Below are 20,165 nucleotides of genomic sequence, written 5' to 3' on the forward strand. Positions count from 1 at the left end.
TTCCTAAGTTGCAATCTTTTTTCCTAACTGTTAGGAAAAATATCCGGGTTAAATTATAACTTATTTTTCTATGCATAACATTGTTAAAATAGGATAAAATGAGTTAAACTATAGACGAGGTGAGAATATGATAAATTTTATTGAATATCCAAAATGCAGTACTTGTAAGAAGGCCAAGAAATATCTTGATGAACTTGGGATTGATCACCATGATCGACATATCGTTGAAGAACGTTTAAGCAAAGAAGAATTAACTGCTTTGTATCAAAAAAGCGGCTTACCGCTCAAACGCTTCTTTAATACTTCTGGCTTAAAATACAAAGAACTCCAATTAAAAGATAAACTTCCCACAATGACTGAAGATGAGCAATTAGAATTGTTAGCTACTGATGGGATGTTAGTAAAAAGACCAATTGTTGAAACTAAGGATAGTGTATTAGTTGGTTTTAAAGCCAATGAATACGATAATCTAAAATAATGCCGGCAGCTTATAGTCATTATCGTCTTGGACAATTAGTGCTTGATGAATTAAATCAGCCCCTTAAACATGTCTTGGAAACTAATCAAGATCTATTTGATATTGGATTACATGGTCCTGATATTCTTTTTTATAACCGCCCGTATATCCATAGTAAAATCAATCGTTTAGGTAGTGCTATGCATAAAGAAAGAGCTGACATCTTTTTTTACCAAGCTTTAGAAATCTTAAAAGAAACCAAAAGTGCCCCACAATTTGCTTATCTTTGTGGTTTCATCTGTCACTACATTCTTGATAGTAACTGCCACCCGTATATTAATACGATTATCAAAGAAACTGGTGTAACTCATTTTGAAATAGAAACTGAGCTCGATCGTTATTTTATGGTCAAAGATCGTTTAGATCCTCTAAGAACTAAATTAACTGATCACATTAAGGTTAATGATCATACGCTCAACAACATTGAGCCATATTTTAAAGCAACAAAAAAAGAACTCTATAAGAGTCTTAAAGGGATGAAGTTCTATGATCGTTTATTATTAGCACCACAGTTTTATAAACGGGGCTTGATTTACCTAGTTTTAAAAATCACGTTTACATATAAACGATTCCAGGGGTTTGTTGTAAATTACAGACCAAATAAATTAGTCGACCCATACTTAGAAAAGTTAGAAAGTTTATTTAATCAAAGTATTAGTGAATCATATGAAGCAATCTACAATTTTATTGATGTAATTAAGTATGATCGTTCTCTATCATATCGATTTGAACATAATTTCAAATAAAATTATTGCTTTTTAAATATAATCTATTGAACTGTTCATTATAAATGAACAGTTTTATTATTAATAAATTGTAATTATTCTTCGAATTACAGTATAATTTAATCAAAAGATTTCTTAAATAAATATTTACCTAATCTTAAACTAATCATGCTCGTTCAACAAATCATATCTTTATATAATATCCAAGAATGGGAGGTTAACTATGCCGGCAAGTTATACACATCAGCAATTTGGGAATCAAGTTTTAAATAAGCTTGAAAATACTACAATTAAAAAAATTATTAATGATAATTTAAATCTCTACAATATTGGTCTTCAAGGCCCTGATATTTTATTTTTCTATCAACCGCTTAAAAAAAATCCTGTCAATACTTTAGGTAATCAGCTACACCAAGATATTGCACGAGCTTTCTTTGAAAATGCAATGAAACTTCTAAAAGAACAACCAAACGAAAAATCATTAGCCTATATTTTGGGTTTTATTAATCACTTTATTTTAGATAGTGAATGTCATGGTTACATCGATAAAACAATGATTAATCGTGAAATTGGTCACTTTGAAATCGAGCGAGATTTAGATCAGCGATTTATGATACTAAACCATGAATCATTTAACTATTCAACCCCAAAACATTACCAGATCAATCTTGAAAATGCTAAAATTATTGCTCCGTTTTTTAATTTAGCTCCAGCCACGATCTTAGCTTCTTTAAAATCATTTAAACGCTTTAATCATCTTTTTGCTTGCCGGAGTGTTTTAAAAAGATCTTTGATTCTAACAGGAATGAAAATTGTTAATGCTAAGTTATACTGTGGAATGGTCATGACTGCAAAACCAGAAAAAAGAATTGAAGAAAACATTGATATATTAGTTAATCTTTTTAACCAGTCGATAAATATTGCCACAAAGGAGATAATCGAATATTATTACAGTTACCAGAACAATACTGCAATATCAAAACGATTCAATTACAACTATGAATAAACTAACAAAATTAGAAAAGTATTGGGTTTTATATGATGTCGGAAATTCAGCATTTGTATTATTAGTATCAACTATTATTCCAATCTATTTTAAAAACTTAGCTACTGAAGCCGGAATATCTTTAAGTGATTCTACTGCTTACTACAGCTATGCTATTTCAATTTCAACATTGATTGTTGCATTAGCAGGACCTATGCTGGGAAGTATTGGTGATCGTAAAGGTGTGCGCAAACCAATCTTTACATTCTTTATGATGATGGGAGTATTAGGCTTAGCTGCCCTTTCTATTCCAGTTGGCTGGATTGTATTTTTAGCTATTTTTATCGTTGCTAAAACGGGGTTTGCGACCAGTTTGATCTTTTACGATTCTATGCTGGTTGATATTACGACATATGAGCGGGTTGATCAAGTTTCTTCACACGGATATGCTTGGGGCTATATCGGTAGTTGTATTCCTTTTACAATCAGTCTACTATTGATTTTAGGTTGTGATACAATTGGCCTTTCAACTGTTATGGCAACAGCAATTGCCTTTATCATGAATGCTTTGTGGTGGTTTTTTATTACTATCCCATTATTGAAAAACTATCAGCAAATTAATTATACAACCGCTAAAGAACCAATTATTAATAATTTAAAACGTGTTCTAACTAGTATTAAAAATAATAAAAAGGTACTCTTCTTCCTTATCGCATTCTTTTTCTATATTGATGGTGTTTATACTATTATTGAGATGGCAACTTCATATGGAAAAGATGTTGGAATTGATGATAATAGTTTACTACTAGCTTTATTACTTACTCAAGTAGTAGCTTTTCCATTTTCTTTGATTTTTGGAAAACTTGCTAAAAAATTCCCTGTTAAATCATTGATCCTTTCTTGCATTATTGGATACTTTTTCATCGCTGTCTTTGCTTTATGGCTTGATACAGCTTGGAAATTCTGGGTATTAGCTGTTTTTGTTGCTGTTTTTCAAGGCGCAATTCAAGCATTATCGCGATCATATTATGCTCAAATCATTCCAGAAAGTCAGGCGAGTGAATATTTTGGAATTTTTGATATATTTGGTAAGGGAGCCTCATTTATGGGAACTTTATTAATGGGGATTACTACTCAAATTACAGATAATTCAAAATACGGAGTTGTGGTGATTGCATGTATGTTCGTTATTGGTGGCATTATTTTCAAGTCTAAATGCCATAATCAAGCAGACTAAAGTCTGCTTTTTTATTATCTTACAAGTCTTTAAAGCAAAATAATGATAAAATTAAAAAAAGGGGAAATTATTAATTTACTTGATAAATTTGATTACTATATGATGAAAGGGGAAATCAATCATGTTACGACTAAACAAATTTACCAAAATAACAAGTATCTATATTATCACCATGATGATGATTACTACAATCTTCACTTACTTTGGCTATTATGCACATAAAGCAACAATAAAAGATGACTGGCCAACTAAATATGTTGCTGATGATATTAATGATGATTTAAAATATAACTATTCACGGTTTACAGATGTTGTTATAGCTAATATTGATCGAAACGTCACATCAGTTTATCTAGCCTTTGATGAAGATTTTCAACCATTCTTAGCCCCTCATGAAAGATGGCGCTTTGCTGCTAAAAATGGTGATAATATTGCTGAGGTTTCACTCAGTGAAATCAGCTATCAAAAATTAAAATCAATATGTGAAAAACTTATTGCCTTGATGGATGAAGATAAGACTAAAACAATCAATGTAACTTTTAATTATTCTGCAATTACCGATAACCATATTATCGTAAGTAATTTAGTTTACTTTGCAATCAATGACGAAGTATATATCTCTAATGACTCTACTGCTACCATTACTTGCGAACTCACAAATCTATATACACCATTTCTAGATATTCAGATTCCATCAGATGAAGACTGGAATGGTTATTATTATAATTCAAACATTAAAATATATAACTATTTAGAAAATTTCTTTAAGCAAAATTATACAAAAACTCAAGATGACGGTTACTATAAACTATCGACCCCTGATGATGATCCGTTTAAAATAAATAACGAAGCAGAAGAAAATGCATATAATTTTAGTTACTGTATCCAAAAACTGTCACGCGAATATAGTCATCATGACTCATTTTCAGCTAAAGAATTTGATTATCCTGATGATCGTCTTGGCTATCTAGTCTGGAATCAAGTAGACGATTATTATCAAAAATATACTATTTTTAATTATTTTACTGACTATTACTATATATATCTTCTTATTGGCATAACTAGTATTCTCTTTATTTTAATCTTAAAACGAAATATCATCACTTTACCACAATATGAAACAATTGTTCTTAATCCAGTTCCCGCAGTTACACCAAAGAATGTTGAAGATGTTGACATTGAACCGATTATTACTGAACTTATTGATAATAGCTCAAACTTATTACAATTTAAAAAATTGATTTTATCATATCAGCCTCAGACAACTATTATTAAAGGGAATCGTAAACAAATAACAAAACTTATAACTACTTTATATAATTTTGCGATTAGATATAGTGCTAGTAATGATAATTTATCGATTATTTTTATCGAAAACGGACTATCCTTCACTAATGATAATTTTACTTATACTACTGAAAACTTAACTGCATTAAATGACTGTTTAGAAATTATTAAAATTCATAATTATGAGTATACTTTTGACCACAATAATTTATTATTTAAACAAATAATTAAAGGAGCAACCGATGAAACGAATCCACTTTAATAAACTTGCTAAAATAATGATTCTTATAACTTTTAGTATCGCTATCATAATAAGCTTTTTTACATACCAAGATTATCAAAAGGCTAAACAGATCTATAAAGACGATTCACCTGTTAAAATTGTTGCTGATAGTATTAATGATGATTTAAAAATTTCTTCATATCATGTTGAAGATGCCGTTAATGCACAATTCGAGCGTATTCTTACAAATACCTATATTGTTTATGATGAAGAGCTTAATCCCTATTTACCAGCCAGTGAAACTTGGTCAATGACTATAAATAGTAATAATAAAGAATCAGTTATCTCATTAAAGCAGCTAAATTATGATCAATTAAAAATTTTAAGCCAATATCTACTTTCTCAAGTATCAGAAAATAATATTGAAACAATTAATGTTACATTAAATTATGATCAAAACAACAATGATTTTATTGAAGTTTCAAAACTATCATATTTAGCCTTTGATGAACAAGTTATTTTAGGGCAAGCAAATTCTTCAACAATTACTTGCCAGCTTGTCAGTCTAGACTGCCCTTTAATTACTATTTATGAATATGATAGCGACTATGCTTACAATTATACCCTGCAATCTTATGAAAATTTAGAAAAATGTTTTAAAAAAAATTATCAAAATCTTGATCAAAACGGTTATTATCAAAATATTGATTCTAATCAAAAGCAGATTCTAGAAACAACAAGTACAATTACATCAAGTATTTGTATTCAAGAATTATCAGGAAAATATAGCCAGCATACTGACTTTAATGAGCTATATGGAATTAATGATTTTAATGAAAAAGGCTATTTAGTCTGGTATCAATTTGATGGTTTATTTGAAGAGTATACCTTTTTTGATTATTTAGCAACACACTATTATAACTATTTATTAGCGCTCATCCTTTTAGGGATGATCTATCTTGGAGTAGGAATAATCTTTGCTGAAAAAAAACAAATTCCAGTTTCTCCTGATTCTAAAGCTTCGAGTTTTGATTCGATTCCAGAAAATATAGAAGAAATAGATATTTCACAACTAATCACCCAATTAGTACACAACAGTGCTAATGTGTTGAATTTTAAAAAGATAAAGTTATCCTATAAACCACAAATGATGATTATCAAAGGTAATCGTGAACAGATAATTGATTTGGTTACAAGGTTATATAATTTTTCTCTGCGCCATAGTAATCAAAACGACGAACTAATTATTGAATTAAATCATCATAAAATAACTTTTTCAAATAATAATTTTAATTATCTTGATGATGATCTAAAAACCCTTAATGACTGTATTGAGATTATTAAAAGACACCAATATCACTATTCTTTTACTAATCGGAGCTTATCAATAAAGATCGGAGCATGAAATGAAAAGAATCGATATTAGCTATAGAGCTAAACTTATCACTCTTGCTTTTACAATAATTATTAGTCTATTTAGTTATTAAAATTATATTAATTTTTTAATAAATCACCAAAGTGAGAACCCAGTAAAAAATTAGCTAATGCTGTTAATAAATCCAAGCGATAATTAGAACCAGTATTTGTATCAAGAAAACCATTTGCTTGCGGAAATATTTTTAATGGCAATCATCATTTTAATAATCAAAGATAATACAAATAAAGTAGTCTTCATTTCTTCAAAACAAGGCTTGTCTAACAAAATAAAAAATTTTTACTTAGATCAATATATTAATAAATTAATTGATAAAAATATTAATCTTGTTTTATATCTAGCTTCTATCATAATTACTGAAAAAAACTATGATAATTATTATTGTTGAACAGCTATTTAATTTCATAATTGATCATAGTTTAGCAGATAACACCATTGCAAGACAAACATTATCTTTTGGATTGCCTATTACTAGTACGATTCCATTTAATAAAAATAATTTAGTTATTTTAAACGAATTAAAACTATTCCTAAAAACATTAAAATATAAATCTAAATTTGTTAATAACACTGATAGTTACCAAATACTTATTAAAAAACATAGAGTTTTTACCCTATGTCTTTTTATCTAAATTGATTAAATAAATAATGATACAACAAAGTATGGCATTCCTACAACAAGGAATAATCCGCCAACCATTAATGCACCAGTCAATAGCATTAATAAAGCCAATTTGAAAACACAAAATACATCAGTAATAAAATATTTTGTATAGTTTATAATCTTTCCTCTATTTACAATACTTGGGGTATTATGAGGATAAATATATGCTGTTTTCAACATATATAATCACTCCCTTTCTACACTGATATCGTAGCATGGAAAGGAATAAATTTTCTATTTATAATCTTAGCCCTAAATATAAAGATTATATTAATATTATTCAACAAACCGATATCCTACCCCAACTTCAGTAATAATGAAATGTGGTGAGGAACTATCAATTTCAATTTTACGACGAATATTAGCCATAAATACTCGTAATGATTGGTAATCATCTGTAGTTTCATATCCCCAGACATTTTCTTGAATAAAATGATGGGTTAATACTTTTCCACGATTAGTAATCAATAAGACTAACATCTTATATTCAATTGGTGTTAAATGAATTTCTTGATCTTTGACCCATACGTGTCGTCGTTCAAAATCAACTTTCAAATAATCTAATTCAAATATTGGTTCGCTAACTTTTTCTTTTAAGCAATGCCGTAGTGCTGCTCTAATTCGTGCTAATAGTTCTGCGGCATTAAAAGGTTTAGTCACGTAGTCATCACTACCATAATCAAGTGCCATAACTTTTTCAGTTTCTGATGAACGAGCTGAAACGACGATAATTGGTATACTTGAATTTTGACGTATTTGTTTAAGCACCTCAATTCCTTCAATATCCGGCAAACCTAAATCAAGTAAAACTAAATCTGGTCGATTGGCATAGAAAAGTGATAAACCGCTTAGTCCAGTTTCGGCAATAATATAGTTATAATTTTGAGTTTTTAAAGTTACTTTTAGAAAGTTTTGAATTGTTTTGTCATCTTCAACAATTAGAATTGTTGTATTATTCATTGTTCTCTTCCTCCAACGGTAGGCTTAATTCAAATGTTGCCCCACCTAAATCGTTATTAAAGGCCTTGATTTCACCCTTATGCGCTTCAACAATTGCTTTGCATATTGCTAGACCTAGCCCAATTCCACGTTTATGATCACCATTATCTAGACTGGTTGTAAAGAAATCGTCAAAGATATGATTGAGCTGCTTTATTTCAATTCCTTTACCATTATCAATTACTTGAAAAATAATATTATTATTTCGAACAAATGCTTTTAACATCACTTTACTAGCGTCAGGAGTATGTTTAAAAGCATTATCTAATAAATTAACGAGTACTTGAACAATTAATTGAGCATCACAGGGAAACAAAATAATATCTTTGGTTTCTTTAACAACTAATTCATGATTTTCTTTACGATTAGTAATTGCTGAAACTGCTGTAGATATAATATCGTCAACTACTTCTAGTTTTTTATTTATTTTAAAATTTCCTTCTTGAATCCTTGTCATGTTTAATAGGTTTTCAACCATCCCATTTAAACGCATTGCTTCTTTACTAATATCTTGAATAATATTTAGACTAGTATCAGACTCAACTATATCCAAATTATTTACTAAAAAATTAGCCCCACCAGCAATACTAGTTAATGGTGTTCTAAGATCATGAGAAATACTTCTTAATAAAGTACTTTTTAATTTTTCTCGCTCCACTTGTAATCTAGCTTCTTCTTTTTCATGGCTTAAAAGATCTCTTTGTAATACTAAAATCAACTCCGCAATTATTGTTTTTATATAAATAAGATCTTCATCAGTAATAGTTCTTTGATTACAATCAAATTTGATCGTACCATACGTATAATTATCCTTTTTGATTGGTAAATATACTTCCTTTAAATATGTGAATTTCTTTTGATCCTTTCCACATGGTTCACCATGACAATAACACCACCATGCCATTAAATCTTGAAACTCTTTATTTTGATATAGAAATACTTCATTTTTTATTTTCGTTAAATTATATAAACTGTCCTGGCAATAAGTCCTTATTTCCTCATAACCCGATAGATTTAAAAAGCCACTACTAATTTGATTTATTTTAGATGTCACTTCTTCTTGATACAAAGCAATCTCACGCTGTTTTTTTAGTCGATTTGTTAATGTAGAAACAATTATTGCAACAATAATAAAAATAAAAACAGATATTAAATAATTAGGATCATTAATCAAAAAAGTATATCGAGGATCGGTATAAAGATAATTGAAAGTCATAATATAAATTATTGCTGAAATTATTCCCCAGGCAATATTACTTGTTTCAATAATACTTATCAGTACTCCAACAACATAAATTAAAAGAATGTTTTCAACCCTTATTTTAAAATAATCTAATATTAATGATGAAATTGTTGCTAATATCCATATAACAATGATTTTAGTTAAGTTAACATAATTATCCTTATTCTTCATATTAACCTCCTAGCCTGCTACTCAATGATTCAAGAGAAAGTGATTTACTCTTTCTCTCTTTCTACTCTCAACATTCGATAACCAACCCCTACATGAGTTTGAATATATTTAGGATTAGTTGTATCTGATTCTATTTTCTTTCGTAGAGTTGCCATAAAAACTCGTAAAGATGGGACATCACTTTGAATTACATCACCCCATACTTCTTTTAAAATATAATTATGAGTCAAAACTTTATCAATATTTTTTGCTAATAAACACAATAACTTATACTCGATAGGGGTTAAGTGTAATTCTTGATCATTTAAATAGGCACAGCCAGAATCAAAATTAACTTTTAAATCCCCATTAGTAAAAACAACATCTTCAATTTCTTGATGTTCAAGATATTTTAATCTTCGCATCGTTGCCCGAAGCCGTGCTAATAACTCATCTATACTAAAAGGTTTTGTCAAATAATCATCAGCTCCAGTATCCAAAGCTTCTATTTTACTCTTATCTTCGCTCCGAGCACTAATAACAATGATTGGCACAATTGACCAGCTCCGCACTTTTTTAATAATCTCAATTCCATCCATATCGGGTAAACCAAGATCTAGTAAAATAATATTAGGACGACGAGAAACAATTTCCAACAGTGCCTGTTGGCCATTTTGGGCTGTAATATATTTATAATCATGTGTATCTAATGTTGTTGTTACCAAACTTCGTACAGCACGATCATCTTCTACGACTAAAATTAATGGTTTATCCATGTATATCTACCTCCTCTAATGGCAAATTAATTACAAAAATTGATCCTCGGGGATAATTATCGATTACTTTAATTTTTCCGTCATGAGCTTCAACGATTGATTTACATAAAGCCAGACCCAATCCTAACCCACGACGACTATCTCCGTTTAAGTTATTACGAGTATAAAACATTTCAAAAAGTTTTTCTTTTTGATCATCAGGAACGCCTTCTCCATCATCACTGATTTCTAGTGATAATACCTGATTAAGCTTCTTAGTTGTAATTTTTATAGTTGAACCTAACGGTGTATATTTTATTGCATTATTTACAATATTAATAATAACCTGCATAATCAGTCGGGCATCTATTTTTACAAAAATGAACTCATCTGATAAGTCCAATTGAATAATGTGATCTGCACTATCTTTACTAATATGATGCATCGCTTCTAAAACAATTTCATTAATTAATTGTGCTTCCTTATTTATTTGAATATTCCCATTTTCAATCCTTGTTATTGAAAGTAAATTCTCTACTAAATCAATCAACCACATTGAGTCTTCGTAAATATCACTATATATTTCTATTTTACGTTCATTAGATAGTTTATCTGCACTATCTAATAAAACTCCCGCATTGCCAGAAATGCTAGTCAATGGTGTACGCAAATCATGAGAAATAGAGCGTAGTAAATTTGCACGTAGTTCTTCTTGATTCGCTTTAATTTCAACTTCACGTTTTTTACTATTTGAAGCTTCTTTTTCTAAAGCCATCGCTCCTTCATTTAAAATAGCCATTAATAAATTGTTTTCAAAATCATCGATCGCTGTCTTATCTAAATAGATTCCAATTACTCCCAAAACACTATCTTCACAACGAACAGCTAAGTATAGACATTTTGCTCCGGGTAACGTCGTTGTTGAAGCACCAGCATGTTTATTATTATTAAAAACCCAAGAAGCTACCGCTTCCTCATCTTTATTCAAATAAATTTTTTCATCTTCCTGTTCATTACTTTTAAATACGAGTGGTTCACTTAGTTCATGATTTTCAACAGGATAAAAAATAATTGTCTTATCTAGAAGTTTAAATAATTGTTTAGAAATCTCATCAATTATTTCTTTTTTTGTTTTAGCCCGTTGCAATTTTTGACTCGATTTTAATAGAACTTCTGTTCGAAAAGCTTTTATTGCTGATAGACGAGCTTGTTCTTTTACTCGTTTAGTTAGAGTACCTGTGATAAAAGCTGTTAAAAACATGATTACAAAAGTTATTGGATAACCTTTATCATATGCTGTAAATGAGTGCATCGGAATAGTAAAAAAGAAATTAAAAGATAGCACACTTACTAAAGACGACAAAAGAGTATAAATTAGATTTTCCGTTAATAATGAAGTTGCTAAAACACCTAGAATATGCACCATAATAATATTAGCTTCACCAAATCCTAAATCTCTAAACCAAATTCCTAATAATGTAACAATAAGAATAATTACAATTGAAAGGATGGTATCTTTAATTGATAAAGAAAAAAATTGTCGCGGTTTTAAAGACGTATGCTTATAATTGTTTCTAATTTTATCTGGGATGATATAAATATCGATCGTTGGTGTTAAAGCGATTAATTGATCTGCAAAACTATTGTGCGAAAAACGTCGTTTAGTATTAGTTCTTCCTAATACGATTTTTGATACTCCAGCAAACCTTGCATATTCACTAATTTGTTCAGGAACATTATCACCATACAAATTTACTATATTAGCCCCTAATTGAGAAGCCAATTTAGTATTGGCTCTTAATGCCTGTTTAACTTTAGTCGGCATTTTTTCAAAATTAGGCGTCTCTACAAAAACTGCTGTAAATTCACCAAAGAAAGCATTAGCCATTCGAGCGGCTGTTCTAATAACTTTTTGATTTGAAGGAGCTGGTGATAAACAAATTAGAATATGTTCATTGGTATAATGATGTTCGCCGTTTTTAGGTTTAATTTGCTCAAATTTTTTATTAACACGATCAGCTGTACGACGGAGTGCAATCTCTCTTAAAGCAATCAAGTTATCAAGCATAAAAAAGTTTCCTAATGCTCGTTGAACCTGATTTTTCTGATATATTTTCCCAGCCTCTAAACGCTTAATTAAATCTTCAGGCTCTATATCAACTAGTTCTACCTGATCGGCATTATCAAAAATATAATCGGGGATTCGCTCTTTGACCACAACTGCAGTAATTGAAGCAATAATATCGTTTAAACTCTCAATATGTTGAACATTTATCGTTGTATAAACGTCGATGCCATGATCTAGTAATTCATTAATATCCTGATATCGTTTTAAATGCCGACACTGCTCATCATTTGTATGAGCCAGTTCATCAACCAATATTAAATCGGGATTTCGTTTTAATGCACCATCCAAATCAAACTCATTGAGCATGATTCCGTTATGAGTAACTTTTAAAGGAGGTAAGACCTCTAATCCGTCCAATAATTTTGATGTTTCCGGACGCTGATGCGGCTCAACATAGCCTGCTACTACATCGACACCGGCATGATAAGCAACATGAGCTGCTTCCAACATGGCATAAGTCTTTCCAACACCCGCTGCGTAGCCAAAAAATATTTTTAATTTACCGCGCTGTTTAGCAATCTCTTCTTGTTTAATCTGTTTTAACAATTCTTCGGGATCTGGTCTTCGTTCATCCATTACACTTCCTCCTTTACTGTTATTTTTATTATAGCGCCTAGGATATTAAAAAAGTATTAAGATTGCTTTGTTAAAATAAGTGCCTATCATAATGACAGACACTTATTTTTATTTCAAAATGCCATCAAGAGCCAAATTGACTTTAAGGACATTTACTGTTGTTTCTCCAAAATAACCAAGAAATCCATGATCAGTATATTTATCAATAATCTTTCTAATTTCAGCTTCACTCTTTCCTGTTGTTCTTACTAAACGTGGAATCTGATATTCCGCAGCTGCTAGAGAAATATGTGGATCAAGTCCAGAACCAGATACAGTTACTAGATCAACAGGTATTTGTTTACCTTTCTGCTCCGGATTTGCAGCCTCAATCATTGCAACCCTTTCAGCAATAACCTTTTCATAATCTTCACTAGCAGGAGAACTGTTAGATGCTAGACCATACATTGTCTTTTCACCATCTTTATTTGTGAAAGTTTCACCATCAATTATCATGATTCTACCCCACATATGAGTATCATCGATAAATTGTTGACCTAATAATTCACTACCATATTTTTTTCCATCTACTTCAATAATGCTTCCATTTGCTTTGTCAGGAAAAACAATTTGAGCAAAACCAGTAATAGCAGCAGTATAAATAACTCCACAAACAACTGTAAAGATCAGAAATATTTTTAAAGCGGGTAGAACGCTTGTTTTAAGATGTTTCATTAAACTTCTCCTCCTACGATACAATATGCAAAGCAACAATAATTACATCAATAATTTTAATACAAATAAAGGGAGCAATAATTCCACCTAATCCATATACTAATAAATTTCTTGATAATAACTTACCAGCTGACACTTCACGATATTTTACTCCTTTTAAAGCTAATGGAATCAACGCAATAATAATTAATGCATTATAGATGATTGCTGAGAAAATCGCACTATCCTTACTGTGTAATCCCATAATATTCAAAGCATCTAATCCCGGATATAAAGTAATGAATAGTACAGGAATAATTGCAAAGTATTTAGCTACGTCGTTAGCAATTGAAAAAGTTGTTAAACTTCCTCTTGTCATTAATAATTGTTTCCCAATACGAACAATATCAATCAATTTAGTTGGTGAAGAATCTAAGTCAACCATATTTCCAGCTTCTTTAGCTGCCTGAGTACCTGTATTCATTGCTACTGCAACATCTGCTTGAGCCAAAGCTGGAGCATCATTAGTTCCATCACCAGTCATTGCAACGAGGTGACCTTTAGCTTGAAGTTCTCGAATCATTTCTAATTTGCCTTCTGGCGTAGCTTCAGCTAAAAAATCATCAACTCCAGCTTCAGCTGCAATTGCAGCTGCTGTTAAAGGATTATCACCGGTTATCATAACCGTTTTAATTCCCATTTTACGAAGATCAGCAAACTTTTCTTTAACCCCTTGTTTAATAATATCTTTAAGATGAATTACTCCTAAAACCTTTTTATTTTTAGTTACAACTAATGGTGTTCCTCCAAGATTAGCAATCTCAGTAACTACCTTTTCACACTCATCACTATATATATGTCCGTTTTCTGTTACATATTTTTTAATTGTATCAGCTGCACCTTTACGAATTTCATTACCTTGATAATTAACACCACTCATTCTCGTTTTTGCACTGAATGGTACAAATTCCATATGCATTTGATTAATACTTCGTCCCCGAAGATTAAATTGTTCTTTTGCAAGAACAACAATACTACGTCCTTCAGGAGTTTCGTCAGCTAATGAAGCCAATTGAGCAGCATCAGCCAACTCTTCGCTCGTTACCCCATCTACGGGAATAAATGCACTAGCTTGACGATTACCCAGTGTGATTGTTCCTGTTTTATCAAGTAATAAGGTATCAACATCACCGGCTGCTTCAATTGCCCGACCACTCATGGCGAGTACATTAGCTTGATTTAATCGAGACATTCCAGCTATCCCAATTGCTGATAACAGTGCTCCGATTGTTGTTGGTGCTAAACATACTAGTAAAGCTACTAATACTGTCACCGAAGAAGGATTATCCATCCCTGCTTGTTTAGCTCCAAAAGCTGAATATGCGTAAAGTGCCATAGTTACTAAAACAAAGATAATTGAAAGGGCTACAAGGAAAATTTGTAAGGCCATTTCGTTTGGTGTTTTTTTTCGGTTGGCACCTTCAACCATGGAAATCATCTTATCTAAGAAACTTTCTCCAGGTTCACTTGAAATTTGAACAACGATCCAATCTGATAAAACTGTAGTCCCACCGGTTACTGCACTTCGATCACCACCGCTTTCACGGATAACCGGTGCTGACTCTCCAGTTATTGCACTTTCATCAACTGAAGCTACACCATCAATAACTTCACCATCACCAGGAATTTGTTGTCCTGCTTTAACAAGTACGATATCACCTTTTGTTAGCGTTGCTGATGATACAATTTCAACTATATCTTTTTGATCAATGCTTGGAATCTTATAAGCTTCAACATCTTTCTTAGCTGCTCGCAATGAATCTGCCTGCGCTTTTCCGCGTCCTTCAGCAATCGCTTCTGCAAAATTAGCAAACAGCACTGTAAACCATAAAATTACTGCTATTCCTAGAGTAAATCCAGAATTTGCATCTTTAATCCCAAATAACGAAATAACAAACAAAGCCGTCGTTAAAATAGCTGAAATATATACTAATAACATTACGGGATTCTTTGCTTGCGTCTTAGGCGCTAATTTATAAAAAGAATCTTTAATAGCACGAATGACCATTTGTTTATCCATTAAAGCACTCTTTGTTTCTGTTTTCATATATTTATCCCCCGATTAAAACATTCCAAAAAATTCTGCAATTGGTCCTAGAGCTAAAGCCGGAAAGAAACTTAGTGCTCCAACTAATAACACTACGAATACTAATAAAAAGACAAATAGTGGTGAACAAGTTGATAATGTACCCGCAGTAACAGCCACTTTTTTCTTTTGTACCATGCTGCCAGCAATAGCCAAAATACCTAAAATTGGAATAAATCTAACAAATAACATAACCAATCCAAGTGTTACGTTAATAAATGGTGTATTCGCTGCAAAACCAGCAAAAGCTGAACCATTATTACCACCTGCTGAAGAATAAGCATATAACAATTCTGAAAAACCGTGTGCACCGCTGTTATTTAAACTATCCGCAACTTGAGGAACTAGGGAAGCAATCCCACTACCTACAAGAATAGCTACAGGTGTTGCTAAACAAACAACTACGGCCCATTTCATCTCATAAGGCTCAATCTTCTTACCTAAATATTCTGGGGTTCGTCCAACCATTAATCCAGCCATAAATACAGCTAAAATAACAAATCCTAACATTCCATATAAACCACAGCCAACACCACCAAAAATTACTTCACCTAACTGCATTAATAACATTGTTACCATTCCGCCTAATGGTGTATAACTATCATGCATTGAATTGACTGAACCATTTGATGCTGCTGTTGTAAAAGCGGCCCAAGTTGATGATCCAACAATTCCAAAACGCGATTCTTTACCTTCCATATTTCCGCCAGCTTGGTCATGGTTACTAATATCGACAATTCCATTTTGTTCTAATTGTGGAGTTGCCATCTGCTCACTAACAGCAATACTTCCAAGTGCTGCTACCAGCATAATTCCCATTGCGACAAAGATAGCAATACCTTGACGACTATCTTTAATTCCCTTGCCAAATGAAAAACAAAGAGCCGCAGGAATCAATAATATTGATACAACTTCTACTAAATTACTTAATCCAGTTGGATTTTCCAATGGATGGGCTGAGTTAACGCCATAGAAACCACCACCATTAGTACCTAATTGCTTGATTGCAATCTGACTGGCCGCAGGTCCTAAAGGTACTGTCTGTTCTGTAATTTCAGTACCATCTTCTAAAACAATTGGTTCGGCCAATTTAACAGTTTGATACTCATCAATACTTTGAGTTACACCTTGACTCACTAAAATAATTGATAAGACAACTGATAGCGGCATTAAGACATAGATTACAGATCTTGTTAAATCAACCCAAAAATTTCCTAAGCCTTTAGCCTTAATTCTTGTAAAGCCTCTAATCAATGCATATAAAACTGCTAGTCCTGTTCCTGCAGAAACAAAGTTTTGAACCGTTAAACCTAACGATTGTGTTAAATAACTTAATCCACTTTCACCACTATAAGCTTGCCAGTTAGTGTTAGTAACAAAACTTATTGCTGTATTTAACGCAAGGTCCCATGTTGTTCCTTCAACCTTTGCAGGATTACCCGGCAAAACTCCTTGCAGCATTTGTAATAAAAAGACAAATACTAATCCAAATCCACTAAATATTAATACACTTACTAAATACTTCTTCCAAGACATCTCTTCATCTTTTTTTACATGTAAAACTCGATAAATGAAATTTTCACATGGTTCTAAAATTCTTGATAAAAAAACTTTTTTACCGTTCATGACTTTATTAATGTAAAAACCTAACGGTACTGCTAAAACAACAAGAACGATTAGATATCCTAGATATTTGACAAAAATATCCATTACTGTTTATCCCCCTTAATTAATATCACTGTAAGGTAACCTAATATTGCAACACCGATTACCCCAATCACTCCTACGATTACATTCATAAGTGTCCTCCTTTTACACGATGAGTTTAGCATGAATAAAATTAATGTAGCGTTAAGTTAAATATTAAAGATATTAAGATAGTATTAATATCTATTAAAAAGAGAACTAATTAAGTTCTCTAATATTGCCGTGATAAAAATTGAATCATTCCCATACTTCGAGGATGCTCAAATATTTGCTCTGGTGTTCCTGCTTCTTCAATAATTCCATTATGCATAAATATAACTTTATTCGAAACATCACGCGCAAACTGCATTTCATGAGTCACAATAATCATAGTCATACCTTTTAACGCTAAATGTTTAATGATTTTTAAGATATCTCCTACCATCTGAGGATCTAGTGCACTTGTTGGTTCATCAAATAAAAGTACCTGTGGTTCCATACATAAAGCTCTTGCAATTGCAACCCGCTGTTTTTGGCCCCCAGAAAGTTGTGTACTGCTCTTTTTCGCAAACTCAGCCATACCAACTTTTTGTAGATATAATAAAGCTTTTTCTTCAGCTTCTTCACGATTGCGATTTAGTACTTTCATTTGCCCTATAACACAATTTTCTAAAACTGTAAGATTATTAAATAAATTAAAGCTTTGAAAAATCATTCCAACATCACTACGATATTTATTAAGATTAAGTTCTTCTTTTAAAATATTTTTATTACAATACAATATCTCACCATGATCAGGAATCTCTAATAAATTAAGACATCTTAAAAAAGTTGATTTACCACTACCACTTGCTCCAATGATACTAATTACATCGCCTCGATTAACCTCTAAATTAATATCTAGAAGTACCGGCAGGGCTTGATAATGTTTTTTTAAATGTTTAATAGTAATAATATTATCACTCATAAATAATTTCCTCACTTTATCTTAATATTGGATTATTTATTCTTTTTTCAATTATATTTAATAAAATTGTCGCAATTGAGGTTAAGCACAAATAAACCAGGCATGTTATTAAGAAGGTCGCTGAATATGACATTGTTGATCCAGCAATACTGCTAGATTGGAAAAATAATTCTACAACCCCAATCACATTTAGCATTGAACTATCTTTAATATTAATAATGAATTGATTCCCAATTGCGGGAAATGAATTTCTAATTGCTTGCGGTAATATAATATACTTCATAGTTTGAACCCTTGTCATTCCTAATGATAACGCTCCTTCACTTTGCCCACGATCAACAGATTGAATTCCTGAACGAACTATTTCTGCCATGTATGCTCCAGTATTAATAGAAATGATCATAATTCCGGCAGTAAGTGCATTCCATTGAAAAAAAGGTCGCAATCCATGATAAAAAAACATAGCTTGAACCAGCATTGGAGTTCCTCTAAAAAACCAAATATAAATTTCTGAAATTATTTTTAATGCTTTTTTTATTAGTACAATAATCTTTTTATCTTTAATATCTATCGTTGTTGCACGAATCGCTCCAAATAGCAGTCCAATTATTAAACCCGCTATTGTTCCAACTAATGCCAAAATAATTGTTATTTTCGTTCCATACCAAAATAAATCAAAGTTATCTAAAAAAATCGTAAATGATTTATCAAAATCAAACATGATTATTCTCCTTTAGGCTGACTACTACTATATTTACCCATCATTTCATTTCTTTTTTCTGATGAAATATTATCAATGCATTTTTGTACTTTTTTAAATAAAGTACTGTTTCGACTACCCTCTTTTAAACCTATTGAAACTGCGGTATCTACTTTAAACCCTTTATTTTGTTCAAATCTAACAATCGCTAGATCTTGATTTGTTTCTAAAATTCCTTGGGCCACAGGTAATTCCGCAGTAATTCCATCGACTTCACCACTTTGTAAAGCAACCAGCATTTCAGGATAAGATTGTTTAGGTGTAGCATGATCAACTCCATTAATTTGATCAATTACTGTATCATAACTTGTTGACATCTGTCCTACGATCGTTTTACCAGAAAATTGTTGAATATCAGTATAATTTTTACTAGCATCATCACCCCGTACGATCATAACCATTTCAGATTGATAATATGGTGTTGTAAAATCTATTCCTTTTTCACGCTCTTCATCAGCTGTCATTCCTGCAATAATGGCATCTATTTCGCCTGATTCAAGTGCAGGTTGCAAACCATTCCATGCTAATTTTTTTATAACCAGTTTTTTATCAAGACTTTCTGCTATTTCCTTTGCGATATAAACATCATAGCCATCAGCGTAACCACTGCCTTCTAATTCAACTGCGGTATCACTTTGTGTATTTGTCTGCCAGTTAAACGGTAGATAATTACACTCCATTCCAACTACAAATACATCACCTTCATCAATACTCTTATTCCCACTATTACTCTCACAGCCACTAATTAATAAAGCTATTAATAAAAAAGCTAATATTTTCTTCATTTTATCGTTTATTCCTTTCTTTTTAATATTAAATATTGAAATAAGTTAAACCATTATTTTATCCTCCTCTAGCTATTAAAAGTCTAGCATGCTAATAATTAATATAGGATTAAAGAGTTGTTTTAAAATATTAAAAAGACATAAATAAAGAACAAATTAAATTCTTTCTAATTAACATTTATTAATGAACATATGCTTTTTTAG

17 protein-coding genes are annotated in these 20,165 nt (G+C 31.3%); 6 read left to right on the forward strand and 11 right to left on the reverse strand.

The window, feature by feature from the left end:
- Window positions 1-127 precede the first annotated feature (127 nt).
- From EYR00_RS15260 to EYR00_RS15285, 6 genes are all read left to right on the forward strand, one after another.
- Window positions 128-478, forward strand: a complete 351-nt coding sequence (locus EYR00_RS15260) for an arsenate reductase family protein (protein ID WP_003535627.1) — start codon at window positions 128-130, stop codon at window positions 476-478.
- The gene (locus EYR00_RS15265; RefSeq protein WP_003535626.1) at window positions 478-1,263 is read left to right on the forward strand and encodes a zinc dependent phospholipase C family protein; all 786 of its coding nucleotides are present in this window, start codon (window positions 478-480) and stop codon (window positions 1,261-1,263) included. The genes EYR00_RS15260 and EYR00_RS15265 overlap by 1 nt, the downstream gene beginning before the upstream one ends.
- A 202-nt stretch (window positions 1,264-1,465) precedes the next feature.
- A complete protein-coding gene (locus EYR00_RS15270) occupies window positions 1,466-2,248 on the forward strand; it encodes a zinc dependent phospholipase C family protein (RefSeq protein WP_003535625.1) in 783 nt (260 codons plus the stop codon).
- Window positions 2,241-3,464: an MFS transporter gene (locus EYR00_RS15275; RefSeq protein ID WP_003535624.1), complete on the forward strand. Its 1,224-nt coding sequence runs from the start codon at window positions 2,241-2,243 to the stop codon at window positions 3,462-3,464. Before EYR00_RS15270 ends, EYR00_RS15275 begins: the two co-directional genes overlap by 8 nt.
- A 121-nt stretch (window positions 3,465-3,585) precedes the next feature.
- Window positions 3,586-5,013, forward strand: a complete 1,428-nt coding sequence (locus EYR00_RS15280) for a hypothetical protein (protein ID WP_040434129.1) — start codon at window positions 3,586-3,588, stop codon at window positions 5,011-5,013.
- Complete coding sequence (locus tag EYR00_RS15285; RefSeq protein ID WP_003535622.1) at window positions 4,994-6,379, forward strand: hypothetical protein; 1,386 nt, start codon at window positions 4,994-4,996, stop codon at window positions 6,377-6,379. Before EYR00_RS15280 ends, EYR00_RS15285 begins: the two co-directional genes overlap by 20 nt.
- 667 nt (window positions 6,380-7,046) lie before the next feature.
- Here the strand turns inward: EYR00_RS15285 and EYR00_RS15290 are convergent.
- The 11 genes from EYR00_RS15290 to EYR00_RS15340 form a co-directional block, all read right to left on the reverse strand.
- Window positions 7,047-7,253, reverse strand: coding sequence for a hypothetical protein (locus EYR00_RS15290; RefSeq protein WP_003535604.1), 207 nt, complete (start codon window positions 7,251-7,253; stop codon window positions 7,047-7,049).
- A 96-nt stretch (window positions 7,254-7,349) separates the two neighbouring features.
- Window positions 7,350-8,033, reverse strand: coding sequence for a response regulator (locus EYR00_RS15295; protein WP_003535603.1), 684 nt, complete (start codon window positions 8,031-8,033; stop codon window positions 7,350-7,352).
- A complete protein-coding gene (locus EYR00_RS15300; protein ID WP_003535602.1) occupies window positions 8,026-9,486 on the reverse strand; it encodes an ATP-binding protein in 1,461 nt (486 codons plus the stop codon). The genes EYR00_RS15295 and EYR00_RS15300 overlap by 8 nt, the downstream gene beginning before the upstream one ends.
- Before the next feature lie 44 nt (window positions 9,487-9,530).
- A complete protein-coding gene (locus EYR00_RS15305) occupies window positions 9,531-10,241 on the reverse strand; it encodes a response regulator (RefSeq protein WP_003535601.1) in 711 nt (236 codons plus the stop codon).
- Entirely contained in the window at window positions 10,234-12,924 is a 2,691-nt protein-coding gene (locus EYR00_RS15310; protein ID WP_003535600.1) for a sensor histidine kinase, read from the reverse strand. Before EYR00_RS15310 ends, EYR00_RS15305 begins: the two co-directional genes overlap by 8 nt.
- 108 nt (window positions 12,925-13,032) lie before the next feature.
- Window positions 13,033-13,638, reverse strand: a complete 606-nt coding sequence (gene kdpC / locus EYR00_RS15315; protein WP_003535598.1) for a potassium-transporting ATPase subunit KdpC — start codon at window positions 13,636-13,638, stop codon at window positions 13,033-13,035.
- 13 nt (window positions 13,639-13,651) lie between these two features.
- Entirely contained in the window at window positions 13,652-15,724 is a 2,073-nt protein-coding gene (kdpB, locus tag EYR00_RS15320; RefSeq protein WP_003535596.1) for a potassium-transporting ATPase subunit KdpB, read from the reverse strand.
- A 15-nt stretch (window positions 15,725-15,739) separates the two neighbouring features.
- Window positions 15,740-17,473 (reverse strand): potassium-transporting ATPase subunit KdpA, encoded by a 1,734-nt coding sequence (kdpA, locus tag EYR00_RS15325; protein ID WP_003535594.1) that lies wholly within the window; start codon window positions 17,471-17,473, stop codon window positions 15,740-15,742.
- Window positions 17,474-17,681: 208 nt separating this feature from the next.
- A complete protein-coding gene (locus EYR00_RS15330) occupies window positions 17,682-18,416 on the reverse strand; it encodes an amino acid ABC transporter ATP-binding protein (RefSeq protein WP_003535586.1) in 735 nt (244 codons plus the stop codon).
- A 16-nt stretch (window positions 18,417-18,432) separates the two neighbouring features.
- Window positions 18,433-19,137 (reverse strand): amino acid ABC transporter permease, encoded by a 705-nt coding sequence (locus EYR00_RS15335; protein WP_003535585.1) that lies wholly within the window; start codon window positions 19,135-19,137, stop codon window positions 18,433-18,435.
- A 2-nt stretch (window positions 19,138-19,139) separates the two neighbouring features.
- Window positions 19,140-19,961, reverse strand: coding sequence for a transporter substrate-binding domain-containing protein (locus tag EYR00_RS15340; RefSeq protein WP_003535584.1), 822 nt, complete (start codon window positions 19,959-19,961; stop codon window positions 19,140-19,142).
- Between the last annotated feature and the right edge of the window lie 204 nt (window positions 19,962-20,165).

The sequence above is a fragment of the Thomasclavelia ramosa DSM 1402 genome (assembly GCF_014131695.1).
Lineage (GTDB): Bacteria > Bacillota_I > Bacilli_A > Erysipelotrichales > Coprobacillaceae > Thomasclavelia > Thomasclavelia ramosa.